The sequence below is a fragment of the Streptomyces durocortorensis genome (genome assembly GCF_016901035.1).
GTDB lineage: Bacteria > Actinomycetota > Actinomycetes > Streptomycetales > Streptomycetaceae > Streptomyces > Streptomyces durocortorensis.
The window spans coordinates 21,375-33,151 of record NZ_JAFEUF010000062.1; the positions used below are offsets into that span (position 1 = coordinate 21,375).

At 72.6% G+C, this 11,777-nt stretch carries 12 protein-coding genes and 1 pseudogene; 2 read left to right on the forward strand and 11 right to left on the reverse strand.

Annotated features, from left to right (window positions below):
- Window positions 1–6: 6 nt before the first annotated feature.
- The 5 genes from JS521_RS14740 to JS521_RS14760 all read right to left on the reverse strand — a co-directional run bounded on the left by JS521_RS14740 (window position 7) and on the right by JS521_RS14760 (window position 4,793).
- Window positions 7–888 carry an SDR family oxidoreductase gene (locus tag JS521_RS14740; protein WP_205083428.1) on the reverse strand — a complete coding sequence of 294 codons (882 nt, stop codon included), beginning with the start codon at window positions 886–888 and terminating at the stop codon, window positions 7–9.
- Window positions 885–1,271, reverse strand: a complete 387-nt coding sequence (locus JS521_RS14745) for a DUF952 domain-containing protein (protein WP_205083429.1) — start codon at window positions 1,269–1,271, stop codon at window positions 885–887. Before JS521_RS14745 ends, JS521_RS14740 begins: the two co-directional genes overlap by 4 nt.
- A 33-nt stretch (window positions 1,272–1,304) precedes the next feature.
- Window positions 1,305–2,597 carry a choice-of-anchor A family protein gene (locus tag JS521_RS14750; protein ID WP_205083430.1) on the reverse strand — a complete coding sequence of 431 codons (1,293 nt, stop codon included), beginning with the start codon at window positions 2,595–2,597 and terminating at the stop codon, window positions 1,305–1,307.
- Window positions 2,598–2,712: 115 nt separating this feature from the next.
- A complete protein-coding gene (locus JS521_RS14755; protein ID WP_239487289.1) occupies window positions 2,713–3,711 on the reverse strand; it encodes an NAD-dependent epimerase/dehydratase family protein in 999 nt (332 codons plus the stop codon).
- A 128-nt stretch (window positions 3,712–3,839) separates the two neighbouring features.
- Complete coding sequence (locus JS521_RS14760; protein ID WP_205083431.1) at window positions 3,840–4,793, reverse strand: LysR family transcriptional regulator; 954 nt, start codon at window positions 4,791–4,793, stop codon at window positions 3,840–3,842.
- Window positions 4,794–5,109: 316 nt separating this feature from the next.
- Here JS521_RS14760 and snpA point away from each other — a divergent pair, with 316 nt between their 5' ends.
- Window positions 5,110–5,766, forward strand: coding sequence for a snapalysin (snpA, locus tag JS521_RS14765; protein ID WP_205083432.1), 657 nt, complete (start codon window positions 5,110–5,112; stop codon window positions 5,764–5,766).
- 117 nt (window positions 5,767–5,883) lie between these two features.
- Here the strand turns inward: snpA and JS521_RS14770 are convergent, their stop codons facing one another.
- From JS521_RS14770 to JS521_RS14795, 6 genes and pseudogenes are all read right to left on the reverse strand, one after another.
- Complete coding sequence (locus JS521_RS14770; RefSeq protein ID WP_205083433.1) at window positions 5,884–6,240, reverse strand: GntR family transcriptional regulator; 357 nt, start codon at window positions 6,238–6,240, stop codon at window positions 5,884–5,886.
- Between the two features lie 2 nt (window positions 6,241–6,242).
- Window positions 6,243–7,211 (reverse strand): DUF1648 domain-containing protein, encoded by a 969-nt coding sequence (locus JS521_RS14775; protein ID WP_205083434.1) that lies wholly within the window; start codon window positions 7,209–7,211, stop codon window positions 6,243–6,245.
- Between the two features lie 212 nt (window positions 7,212–7,423).
- Window positions 7,424–7,846 (reverse strand): annotated as a pseudogene (locus JS521_RS14780) (DUF6304 family protein); the annotation flags it as partial.
- A 100-nt stretch (window positions 7,847–7,946) separates the two neighbouring features.
- Window positions 7,947–8,543 carry a GNAT family N-acetyltransferase gene (locus JS521_RS14785; RefSeq protein ID WP_205083436.1) on the reverse strand — a complete coding sequence of 199 codons (597 nt, stop codon included), beginning with the start codon at window positions 8,541–8,543 and terminating at the stop codon, window positions 7,947–7,949.
- Window positions 8,544–8,630: 87 nt separating this feature from the next.
- Window positions 8,631–9,674, reverse strand: a complete 1,044-nt coding sequence (locus JS521_RS14790) for a family 2 encapsulin nanocompartment cargo protein polyprenyl transferase (RefSeq protein ID WP_205083444.1) — start codon at window positions 9,672–9,674, stop codon at window positions 8,631–8,633.
- Window positions 9,675–9,733: 59 nt separating this feature from the next.
- Window positions 9,734–11,140 (reverse strand): family 2B encapsulin nanocompartment shell protein, encoded by a 1,407-nt coding sequence (locus JS521_RS14795; protein ID WP_205083437.1) that lies wholly within the window; start codon window positions 11,138–11,140, stop codon window positions 9,734–9,736.
- Between the two features lie 176 nt (window positions 11,141–11,316).
- On the opposite strand from JS521_RS14795, the gene JS521_RS14800 reads away from it, so the two are divergent.
- Window positions 11,317–11,763, forward strand: coding sequence for an RrF2 family transcriptional regulator (locus tag JS521_RS14800; protein ID WP_205083438.1), 447 nt, complete (start codon window positions 11,317–11,319; stop codon window positions 11,761–11,763).
- Window positions 11,764–11,777 lie beyond the last annotated feature (14 nt).

Consider the following 11,777-nt stretch of genomic DNA (forward strand, 5'->3'; position numbering starts at 1 on the left):
GGCCGGTCAGCCGCCGGGGAGCAGATGGCGGTAGCTGTCCGGGTTCTCCACCAGGAACTGGGCGAAGCTCTGCGCCGGGCGCCCGGTGAGGGTGGGCACCGCGTCGGAGACGGCGGCCAGTTCACCGTTCGCGATGGCCTCGTACGAGGTGACCCAGCCGGCCACCTCCCAGTCCTCGGCCCCGTAGCCGGCCCGGGAGGCGTAGGCCTCCTCGCGCGTCTCGGGGACGTAGACGACAGGCCGCCCGGTGACCCGGCTCAGCTCTTCGGCCGCCTCGGCGAGGGTGAACGCCTCGGGTCCGGTGAGGTCGTACACCCGGTCGTCGTGGTCGGTGCCCTCGTCCAGCAGCACGGCCGCCGCCGCGTCGGCGATGTCCTCGTGGGCGACGGCCGCCACCCGTCCGTCGCCTCCGGGTCCGCGCAGCACGCCATCTGTCCCGGTCATCGCGGGGAGGCCCGCCAGATACCAGTTGTCGCGCAGGAAGGTGTGGCGCACCTCGGCCGTGCGGATGTGGGCCTCGGTGTCCCAGTGGTCGCGGGCGAAGGTGAAAGTGGCGTCGGGCGCAGCCCCTTGGAAGGACACGTACACGATCCGCTCCACCCCTACCGCCACGGCGGCATCGATCGCGGTGGTGTGCTCGCGGACCCGGTGGGGGCTTTCGTGCGCGGAGACCAGGAAGAGGGTGTGGGCGCCGTCGAGGGCCCGGCGCATGGCCTGGCCGTCGCCGTAGGGGGCGGCGGGCGCGTGGTCGGCGCCGGGTACGTCGGGGAGCCGGGCGGGGTCGCGGCCGAGGAGCCGTACGGGGACGCCGGTCCGGGCCAGCCGTCGGGCGACCCGGCCGCCGACCGCTCCGCTCGCTCCGGTCACCGCGGTGAGGGGGCCGATCACTGGGGTTCGTCTTCCTCTCGTCGCTCTCGTCGATCGTGGTACCAGTCGTCAAGGGGCCGCACCTCGAGGACGGCGCCCACGGGGAGCGGTCCGTACAGGTGCGGGAACTCCTCGCCACCGGGCTTCATCGCCTCGTACCGGACGGGGTCGGTGAGGCGGGCGGGGTCGACGACCAGGACCACGAGGTCCTGGCCGCCGGTCCCTTCGCCGTTCCCGTCCCCGTACAGCATCCGGGCCACACCGGGGAGTTGGTGGGGCAGCGAGAGGTGGATGAAGCCCTCCTCCTGGAGGGTGCGGCCGCGGGTGGACATCCCGTACGTCCCTGTCCCGCGGGCCGCCTCCCACAGAGGTGCTTCGGCGAGGTGCAGCAGCGGTTCGGTCATCGGACCACGCTAACGGGCACTACTGCGTGCCGGTCAGTAGGTGCGGCGACGAGCCCTGCGCGTGGCCACGAGGACCGTACCGCCGGCGGCCACCAGCGCTGCCGCGATGGACCCGATGATCCATTCGCCGCCCCGGGAGCCGGTGTCGGGCAGCTCACCCGGGTGGCTCGGCGAGTGCGTGGGGTGCGGCGTGTGGCGTGTCGGCGTCGGCGTGGGATCCGTCGGCGTCGGGGTCGGATCCGTGGGAGTCGGCGTCGGGTCCGGTGTGCAGGTCGGCAGGTCGCCGTCGAAGGGATACGCGTGGATCTCCTGGCCGCCCGACTGCCCCGCCGAGGTGTGGGTGAGCGAGCCCGCCGTGTAGAAGCGGCCGTTGGTACCGCTCATGCTCAGCACGGTGCTGCTGGCCGGCTGACCGACCAGGATGCTGCCCTCGAACTGGGCCGGGCCCGTCAGCGACAGGTCAGTGGCGTCCGGGAAGTTCCACAGGAGGTTCTCGCGGAGGCCCTCGTTGGGGAACGAGCCCATGAACGTGGCGACGCTGCGGGTGCTGCCGTACACGTTGACCAGGACGGTCGCGCCCTCGGGGACGCCGTTGAACACGAACCCCGTGTTGCCGCCCGTCTCCGACTCCAGGTCCGCGTCCACGTCGAAGATCTGGATCGCGGAGGTGCCGTCGCCGGTGAACGTCATGATGTCGCCGGCCTGCTGCCAGGTGCCCGTCGCCTCCCGGTGCTCGTCGCCCTCGTACGCGTAGCACCGGCTGGCCTCGGTGAGCTGCGGGCGCAGCGCGGTGTACGGGGCGGCCGCCTCCGCGTCGAAGCGCGGGGCGGTGGTGGGGTTCACGGTGCCCGTGAGAGCCCCCGCGTACGCGACGCGGCCGGAGTGCTCCGCCTCCTCGGCGAGGAGGCGCTCGCCGTCGGCGATGGTGATGTCCCCGCCCGCCGTCAGATAGTCGGAGCCGTCCGGCGGCGGCACCCGCGAACCGACGCCCGCGATACCGACGTTGTAGATCTGCGAGACCCCGTCCCGCTTGTCCATGTCGAACCGGCCGAGCGTGACGACCTTCCCCTCCGCCTCGGCCGCCGCCTCCCGGACCAGGAAGTCCCCGCCGACGTACACGTTGATGTTGCTGTCGAAGCCGACGACCGGGCCGTTGTTGGGGTCGTTCCAGCTGGGCGGGCAGGAGCTGCCGAGGCAGGGCCCAAGCCCGCCCGGCAACGGATCGGCACCCGCGGCCGGAGCCAGGACGCCCACCATCGCCGCGGCCGTGGCCACTGTCACCGCTGCCCGAATTGCGTTGCCGCGCCTGAGCGCCTTCTGTTCCATGCCGCGCAATATGCATGGTCATCACTTAGTCATTTTGTATGACACGCCGCTCTTGTTCCCTGCTGTAGGCCTATAGGAGGTTTCTTCACCGCGACACGCGCAGCGATGCGGCGTGTCAGAGGGCCAGCAGCTTCGCCTCCAGCTCGGGGTCGAGGCCCACGGCCGGGCGGTCGGGCCGCCGGGGCGCCGTACCGCCCAGCGCGCGCAGCCAGGCCCAGGTGTCGGCGACGGTCTCTCCGACCGGGCGGCACCGCAGCCCCGCCGCATGCGCCTTGGTGTGGCCGCCACGGTGCAGCGTGTCGTACAGCTCGCCCGGCGGCAGCCAGATCGGCAGGTCGCTCCAGGGCTCGGCCCCGGCGGCCAGCAGGACCTCCGGGCCGGTCCAGCGCAGCTCGGCGTCGGATCCGGTGACCCGTACGCAGGCCTCCAGCAGCTCGCCCATGGTCGTGTGGCCGGGGCGGCTGACGGTGTTGTACGCGCCGTGCGACCCGCCCGCCGCCGCGTGCAGGATCCACTCCGCCAGGTCCCGGGCGTCGATGTACTGGAGCTCCGCGTCCGGCGGGCCGGGGGCGACCACCGGTCCGCCCCTGGCGATCCGGGAGAGCCACCAGGGCAGTCGGCCGATGTTCTCCCCGGGGCCGATGATCAGCCCGGCCCTCGCCAGCAGGGCCCGGTCCCCGAAGGCGTCGAGTGCGGCCAGCTCACCGCCGCGCTTGGCCCGGTCGTAGGGCACGTCCCCGCCGTCGTCGGGCGAGGCGCCGCCCACCAGCGGGCCGTCCTCGTCGAGTCCGGCGGCGGCCGGGCAGGCGTACACCGAGCGGCTGGAGACGTAGGTGTAGTGCCCGGCGCGGCCGGACAGCAGGCGGGCGGCGTCCCGGACGGCGGCCGGGGCGCCGCTCCAGGTGTCGACGACCAGGTCCCAGTCCCGCCCGTTCTCCGCCAGTGCCGCGAGCCCCCGGGCACCCGCGGTCCGGTCCCCGGTCAGAGCGCTCACACCGGGCGGGGGCGCGTGGCGGCCGCGGTGGAACACCGTGACGTCCCAGCCCCGCTCCAGCGCCGCGTCGGTGACGGCCCGCCCGACGAACTCCGTACCGCCCAGCATCAGAAGCCTCATGGAACGACTCTGCCCACCGGAAGGCGGCGGGGGAACGCGGCCACGCTGTCAGCAGAACGGGGAACTCCCCACAGTCGACGGACGGGTCGATGGACCGACGAATCGGCGGACCGGCGGACCCGTACGGCTCAGGGCGCGCAGGCCAGCGGGGAGCGGTGGCGCAGCAGCCATTCGTGGTAGCCGCTCGCCCGTCGCGCCGCGTCCCGGTAGGCGTCCTCCAACTGCGCGTACACCACCTCGATGTCGGTCCCGGGCCGGGAGACCAGGAGGAGGCGCACCGCGAGCGGGTCGCCCAGCAGCGGGCGGATCACCATGTCGTCGCGCGGGCCCGACGTCGGCTGGCAGGGGGCGACGGCCTCGCCGAGCACGACGAGGGAGGCGGCGGTGAGGTAGTCGCCGTGCAGGACCGGCGGGTTCAGTCCGGCGGCGCCGAGCACCCGGCGCACCCCGTCCCACTCGCCGTCCACCGTCGGGTCGACCATCCACGGGTCGCCCGCGAGGTCCCCCAGCTCCACCACCCGGCGGCGGGCGGCCGGGTGGTCGCGGGAGAGGGAGATGAACTGCGGTTCCCGGTCCACGAGTACGCGCTGTTCCAGGCCTTCCGGCACGGCGAGCGGGCAGCCCTCCACCTCGTGCACGAAGGCGACGTCCAGGCGGCCCGCCTCGACCGAGCGCAGCAGCGCGTGGGCGGAGACGTCGACCCGCAGGGAGATGTCGGTGCCGGGCAGGGCGACCCGCAGCCGGCGCAGCCAGCCGCCGATGACCCGGCTCGCGGTGGAGCCGATGCGCAGCCGGGAGCCGCGGGGCCGGGTGGCCTCGGCCTCCGCCAGCGCCTCGGCGACCAGGGCGCTCATGCCGTCGACGAGGGGGCGGGCGCGGCTGAGGACGGCCCGGCCCAGGGAGGTCGGCCGGCAGCCGGTGCGTTCGCGGAGGAACAGTTCGGCGCCGAGCACGTTCTCGATCCGGCGCAGCTGGGTCGTCAGGGACGGCTGGCTCACGCCGAGGCGCCGGGCCGCCTGATGCAGGCTGCCCGCGTCGGCGATGGCGCACAGCGCCTTGAGGTGTCTCACCTCCAGCTCCATGCAGCGGAGACTATGACCGCCGTTCGCCGCGCACCAGACGTCGCAACCCCACCAAACAGCGGCAATTCAGGGAGTGTTGGGCTCGGAGGGCTGTGGCGATGCCGTGTTGATGACGTGGGCATGGCATGACGGTGAGCGGCTGACGTGCGTAAAGGGAAGGGACCGGGCGGCGATAGGGCGGTGCTATCGCCGTTCGGCATCATCCCCGGCGACTGTGCGCTGCACCACACTCTTCCCCGTACCGCCCCACGCCTTGTCCGTTCAGCGGACACCCCCACGGCGTGGGTTCGTTCGGACAGGTAGGAGAAATCCCCCCATGAGACACCTCAAGAACGCCGTCGCCACCGCCGCCGCCGGCCTCGGTCTCGTCGCCGCGCTGGGCACCGCACCGGTCGCCGTCGCCGCTCCGGCCCCTGCCGCCCCTTCCGCCTCCTCCACCATCGCCGCGTACAACGGCTCCGGCGAGAACGCCGCCGCCAACCGCGCCTTCCTCGACGCGGTCATGAAGTCCGTCGCCGAGAAGCGCGCCGCCAACCCGGGCATCAAGGCCGTCACGGTCACCTACGACGCCTCCGGCGCGCCGTCCTTCCGCGGCCAGATAGCCAACAGCACCCAGATCTGGAACAGCTCGGTCTCCAACGTCCAGCTCCAGGAAGGCTCCGGCGCGGACTTCACGTACCGCGAGGGCAACGACCCGCGCGGCTCCTACGCCAGCACCGACGGGCACGGCCGCGGGTACATCTTCCTGGACTACGCCCAGAACCAGCAGTACGACTCCACCCGCGTCACCACGCACGAGACCGGGCACGTGCTCGGCCTGCCGGACAACTACTCCGGTCCGTGCAGCGAGTTGATGTCCGGCGGCGGTCCCGGCCCGTCCTGCACCAACGCCCAGCCGGACGCCAACGAGCGGGCCCGGGTGAACCAGCTGTGGCAGAACGGCCTGGCCACGCTCTCCCGCTCCGCTTCCTGACGCCGCGCTCGTCCGGCCGGTCCCGTGTCCCGGGACCGGCCGGCACCCCCCCCACACGACAGAGGACCGTTCCGCTTCCGGAAGGGTCCTCTTCGCGGTCCCCGACGCCTCCCCCTGTCAGGCGTCGAGTTCGCTGCGGACGAGGGCCAGCAGTTCGTCCTCGGTCATGCCCAGGTCCCGGGCGTCCGCGACCGCTTCACGGACCCGCTCCAGCAGCCGGGCCCGCTGCGGCGAGGCTCCCGCGGTGATCGCCGCGCCCCGGCCCCGGCGCAGTTCGATGAGCCCTTCCTCGCGCAGCCGTTGGTAGCCTCGCAGCACGGTGTGGACGTTCACGCCGAGGGATTCGGCGAGCGCCCGGGCGGCGGGCAGCCGCTCGCCCGGGGCTACCGCGCCCTCGGCGACCGCACGCCGGACCGAGGCGGCGATCTGGTCCCCGAGCGGCACGGTGGAGGTCGGGTCGACCCGGAAAAGCATGGTCAGCGCCCCGCCCGCTGCCGGTCGAGCAGCGTGTTGAGCAGGGCCGCCCCGGTGGCCGAGTCCCCGACGGTGACGGCGAACTCACGGCCGCTCGTCAGGCTGATGACGATGGCCTCGCCCGAGCGGGTGATGACACCGCTGCGCTCGGGGCGGATGCGATAACCCCACCCGCCGTACTCCGCGAGGGCGTTGACACTACGGCTGCCCGCGGCCTCCATCCGCTCCAGCGGCACCCGCACCCGGGGCCGGGGCAGCAGACCGGAGACCGTGAGGCCCCGCCGGTCGACGGTGACGTGGGGGCGGCTGAAGGTGCCGATCACCAGGGCGAGCACGATCAGCGGCGCCCCGATGAACCAGTTCTGTTCCAGGCCTACGGTGACACCGGCCGCCAGCAGCACCAGCACGGCGACGAGTGCCCACCACGCGCCGATGCCGCGCCCCCAGGCAGCCACCTCGCCCTCGGCGAGCACGATCCGCTCCCGGGTCGCCGGGTCCAGGTCACGGGGGTCCTCGGGCACGGGGACCAGCCGGGACAGCAGCATCCCGAGGGCTCCGGCGAGGGCGGCCGCCGCGAGGGCCGCCGCGATGTGCCAGAGCGGGAACCCGTCGGCCGAACCGCCTTCGGGGACGTCCACGTTGACGAAGAGGACGGCGATCAGCAGATAGCCGAGGAACGCGGCCACGGCGAAGCCTCCGCCGGTCAACCACCGGTGGGCGCGGCCGTGGGGCTTGCCCCTGACCGTGATGAGGGCCCACAGCGCACCGGGCACGAGCAGCGAGGGGACCGTGTAGAGGAGATAGGCGCTGAGGCTCATGTACCGGTCGGCGGACCCGCCGGCGTCGAAGTGGACGGCCAGCCGGTCGGGCAGGCGGTCCTCCACGGTGGCGTAGAGCGTGAGGTCGATGAGGAGTGCGAGCACAAAGGGCAGGGCGGCGAGAGTGACGCGGCCAAGGTTCTTGCTTGTCATGGAAAACCTCCGTTGTTTGCATGCTAGTAGAACAATGTGGTGGAGGCAACGGGTGAAGGCAGCGGGGCGACACGCGTCCGCCCCGTACCGGGAATGCGGTACGGGGCGGACGCGAGCGGTTCGTCGCTGACGGGAGGACGGGAAATTGACGGGCAGGTTGTCGGTGGCGGCCGGACGGCTTCAGGTCAGGCGGCTCCGGGCCAGGCGGCACGGGTCTGAAGGCTGACGTCGTCCGGAAGGGCCTGCTGGACGGCGGCCAGGGCCGCGGCGAAGTCGCGTTCGGCGCGGGCCGATTCGTACAGCGCGCCGTCCAGATGGAGAGCGAGGTGGAGATCCGGGTCGGCCCGGCGCAGGGAGAGCAGGCACGTGAGCGTGGCGTGGCGTGTCGTGCCCGCGACGAGGACGGGCAGCGGCCGGTCCCACTCCAGGACGCAGTCGGCGAGCGCGCCGTCCCGGAGATCGAACGCCCCGTTCTCCGGCGGGGCGCCCGCGACGGGTTTCAGGCCGTCGAAGCTCTCGCCCTCGAAGTCGGCCCCTCTGATCCGGAGCCGGATCCGCTGTCCGTCCGTGGTGAGAACGGCGGCGTCGGAACCCTTGTTGTCCCGGTACCAGCCGGCCCACGACTCATCTGTCATGAGCAGGGACTGTAGCCCCCGCCTCCGACAGCTTGCGTACCGCCCTCCGACAGCTTCCGTACCGCCCTGCGCAGGGAGCCGACCTGTGGCCCCGCGGGCCTCAACCCGCCTGGGCGTCCCGCCACATGGGGTACATCGGCGGGCCGTCCGGCAGGTCGACCGTGCGGCCGGGGAAGCGGAAGCCGAGCCGCTCGTACAGCGTCCGGCTCCGGGCGCTGCTCGCCTCCAGATACGCCGGCAGGCCCTGCCGGTCGCAGCGCTCCAGCTCCGCTCCGATCAGCTCCGCCCCGATGCCTTCCCCCTGGCGGTCGGGACGGACGCCGATCATCAGCAGATAGGCGTGTGCGCGGTCGTGCGGGTGAACGGCCCCGGTGAGCCTGCCCACCAGTTCGCAGCGCTCGTTGTCGGGGTCGGCGGTCGCCCGCATCAGGGCGGGCGTGGGGTCCTCCTCCTCGGGGGCCCCGGCGGGCACCGTCAGCCACAGGGCCACCGCCGCCCCGTCCTCGGCGATGTCGATACGGCCCTCGGCGAGGGCGACGTCGACGAAGACGCCGAGGAACCTGCCGTGCACCGCGCGCCGGTGCGCCTCGTCGGGGAACACCCAGCTGCTGACCGGGTCGTCGTGGAAGGCCTCCTCCATGACCGAGACGACCAGCTCCCGGTCGCGCTGCTCCGCCTGCTGGATCCGTATACCCATGACGGGCTGCCGCCTCTCCGCTGCTTTCCTTCAACCGACCTCCGGAATACTAGAGTTGAGGCGACTGCGCCGGTCACGTGAGGTGGGTCAGCTGGTGCGGCGGGTGACGAATTCGGCCAGGGCCAGCAGATCTCCCGCCGCGCTCGGGTCGGGGACCGCGCGGGAGAGGTGGTGGACCGCGCGGGCCATCCGGTCGGCCGCGCAGACCTGCGCCCAGTCCCGCCCGCCGGCCCGGTCCACCGCGTCGGCCGCCCTGCTCACCTCGGCTGCGGTGTTCATGGGCCCCCGGTAGAGCGCGGCGAGTTCGGCGGCGGCCGGGGTGCCCGAGGTGAGGGCGGCGACCACGGGCAGGGACTTCTTGTGGGCGGCCAGGTCGGCCCCGACGGGCTTGCCGGTGCGGTCGGGGTCGCCCCAGATGCCGATCAGGTCGTCGATGAGCTGGAACGAGAGTCCGGCCTCCCGTCCGAACCCGTCCATCGCGCGGACCGCCCGGTCCTCCGCCCCGGCGTAGAGCGCCCCGAGCGCGCAGGCGCAGCCGAGCAGGGCACCGGTCTTGGCGGTCGCCATGGCGAGGCATTCGTCGAGCGTGACCTCGTCGGGTCCGCGCTCCTCGAAGGCGCAGTCCGCCTGCTGGCCCGCGCACAGCTCGATGACGCAGGTGGAGAGGCGGGCGACGGCGAGTGCCGCGGCCGGGTGCGGGTCCTCGGCGAGCAGCCGCTGGGCGAGGGCGAGCATGGCGTCGCCGGTGATGATGGCGTCCGGGATCCCGAACACCGCCCAGGCGGTGGGCCGGTGCCTGCGGGTGGTGTCCTCGTCGATGACGTCGTCGTGGAGCAGGGTGAAGTTATGGGCGAGTTCGACGGCGACGGCGGCCCGGACCGCGCGTTCCGGATCGCCGCCCAGCGCGCGGGCGGCGGCCAGCACGAGGGCCGGCCTGATGGCTTTGCCGGCCTGGCCGGCGGCCGGGGTTCCGTCGGCGTTCTCCCAGCCGAAGTGGTACATCGCGATCCGGCGTATGCCGCCGGGCAGCGACTCCACGGCCGATCGCAGATGCGGGTCGACGACGGCGCGGGTGCGCTCCAGGAGCGCCGCGGCCTCGTGCCCTTCCGTCGCTGCGTCCGTACTGGTCATGGTCACGGTCAACTCCCTGGGGCGAGGCTGTGGGTGCGGACCCCGGGGGTGACTCGGGATCAGCGCCAGCGGCTGACCTCGACGTTCTCCAGCACTCCGAGGGCGTCCGGTACCAGGATGGCGGCGGAGTAGTAGGCCGTCACGAGGTAGGAGATGATCGCCTGCTCGTCGATGCCCATGAAGCGGACCGAGAGGCTCGGCTCGATCTCGTCGGGGATCCCGGTCTGCTGCAGGCCGATGACGCCCTGCTCGGCCTCGCCGGTCCTCATGCAGATGATGGAGGTGGTGCGGGCGTCGGTGACGGGGATCTTGTTGGACGGGAAGATCGGCACCCCGCGCCAGGCGGGCACATGGTGGCCGCCGATGTCGACGCTCTCCGGGACGAGTCCGCGCCGGTTGCACTCACGGCCGAAGGCGGCGATGGCCTTCGGGTGGGCGAGGAAGAGCTTCGATCCGCGGCGGCGTGAGAGGAGCTCGTCCATGTCGTCCGGGCCGGGCACCCCGTCGTGGGGCTGGATCCGCTGCCCGTAGTCGCAGTTGTTGAGAAGGCCGAACTCCCGGTTGTTGATCAGCTCGTGCTCCTGGCGCTCGCGCAGCGCCTCGACCGTGAGCCGCAACTGCTGCTCGGTCTGGTTCATCGGCTGGTTGTAGAGGTCGGCGACCCTGCTGTGGACCTTCAGCACCGTCTGGGCGACGCTCAGTTCGTACTCGCGGGGCGCCGCGTCGTAGTCGACGAAGGTGTGCGGGACGACCGCCTCCCCCACATGTCCCGCGGAGAGGTCGATCGCCGCCTCGCCGTAGTGGTTGGTCCGCTGGTGCGGGATGGAGAGCAGTCCGGCGAGATGGCCGCGCAGCGATTCGGCGCGCTCCGCGAGGTTGTACACATCGGCCCGGCTCAGGGTGAGGAGTGTGCACGGGGTGACCGCGCGGGCGGTGTACTCCCAGACGGCGCTGCCGTCGATCAGGCTCTGGTCGCCGAAGTACGCGCCGTCGGCGAGCACCCCCAGCTCCGTCTCGTCCCCGTAGAGACCGGAGCCGATCTTCTCGACCTTGCCGTGCGCCAGCAGGTAGACCCGGTCCGCCGCGTCCCCCGAGGCGGCGAGCACCTCCCCCGCGGCCACGTCCCGCTGCTCGCACCTGCGGGCGAGCTCGGCGAGCACCTCCTCGTCGCCGAAGTCCCGCAGGGCGGGCAGCTCCCCCAGCTCCGCGGGGATCACGGCCACCCGGTCCCCGGTCTGGACGAAGGTCACCCGGCCGTCACCGACCGAATAGCTGAGCCGACGGTTCACCCGGTACGTACCGCCCTGTACCTGCACCCACGGCAGCATCTTCAGCAGCCACCGCGAGGTGATCTCCTGCATCTGCGGCGCGGATTTGGTGGTCGTCGCGAGGTTCCGCGCAGCTGCCGTCCCCAGACTCTGCTGCGGCGGCGCCTGCGTGTCGCGAACCTCTTCACCAACGGACATCTGACGTCCTCTCGATCATGGGCTGACCTGCGAGCAAAAGCCTTTCAGCAGGAGGACCGGCCCGCCATTACACAAAAGAGTGCGACTAATCCACCTTCGGGCGGGGCACGTTGATCCCCGCCGTCGAACACCCCTTTTAATTTGCATCGCTCATGCAACTTATCTACGCTGACCCCATGCGCCTGACGAGATTCACCGACGTGGCACTCCGCGTCCTGATGCGGCTGGCGGTCGCCGAGGGCGAGGAAGCGCCGACCACCCGCGAGGTGGCGGCCACCATGCGAGTCCCGTACACGCACACCGCGAAGGTCGTCGCCCGGCTCCAGCACCTCGGTCTCCTCGAAGCCCGTCGCGGCCGGGGCGGCGGGCTCACCCTGACCCCGGCCGGCCGTTCCGCGTCGATCGGCTCACTGGTGCGGGAACTGGAGGGGCCGGAGGAAGTCGTCGAGTGCGAGGGCGACACCCCCTGCCCCCTGCGCTCGGCCTGCCGGCTGCGCGGGGCCCTGCGCCGCGCCCAGGGTGCCTTCTACGCCGCACTGGACCCGATCACCGTCGCCGACCTCGTCGCCTCCCCCACCGGCCCGCTCCTGCTCGGCACCGGCAGCGGCCCGCCGTCCGACTGACCCCGCCCCCGGAC

Bases quoted from the DNA above. Each gene is read 5' to 3' on its own strand.
- JS521_RS14760 (WP_205083431.1), bottom strand. From the start codon at position 4,793: ATGGAGCTGGAGGTGAGACACCTCAAGGCGCTGTGCGCCATCGCCGAC.
- JS521_RS14745 (WP_205083429.1), bottom strand. From the start codon at position 1,271: ATGACCGAACCGCTGCTGCACCTCGCCGAAGCACCTCTGTGGGAGGCG.
- snpA (WP_205083432.1), top strand. From the start codon at position 5,110: ATGAGACACCTCAAGAACGCCGTCGCCACCGCCGCCGCCGGCCTCGGT.
- JS521_RS14785 (WP_205083436.1), bottom strand. From the start codon at position 8,543: ATGGGTATACGGATCCAGCAGGCGGAGCAGCGCGACCGGGAGCTGGTC.
- JS521_RS14755 (WP_239487289.1), bottom strand. From the start codon at position 3,711: ATGAGGCTTCTGATGCTGGGCGGTACGGAGTTCGTCGGGCGGGCCGTC.
- JS521_RS14795 (WP_205083437.1), bottom strand. From the start codon at position 11,140: ATGTCCGTTGGTGAAGAGGTTCGCGACACGCAGGCGCCGCCGCAGCAG.
- JS521_RS14770 (WP_205083433.1), bottom strand. From the start codon at position 6,240: ATGCTTTTCCGGGTCGACCCGACCTCCACCGTGCCGCTCGGGGACCAG.
- JS521_RS14800 (WP_205083438.1), top strand. From the start codon at position 11,317: ATGCGCCTGACGAGATTCACCGACGTGGCACTCCGCGTCCTGATGCGG.
- JS521_RS14775 (WP_205083434.1), bottom strand. From the start codon at position 7,211: ATGACAAGCAAGAACCTTGGCCGCGTCACTCTCGCCGCCCTGCCCTTT.
- JS521_RS14790 (WP_205083444.1), bottom strand. From the start codon at position 9,674: ATGACCAGTACGGACGCAGCGACGGAAGGGCACGAGGCCGCGGCGCTC.
- JS521_RS14750 (WP_205083430.1), bottom strand. From the start codon at position 2,597: ATGGAACAGAAGGCGCTCAGGCGCGGCAACGCAATTCGGGCAGCGGTG.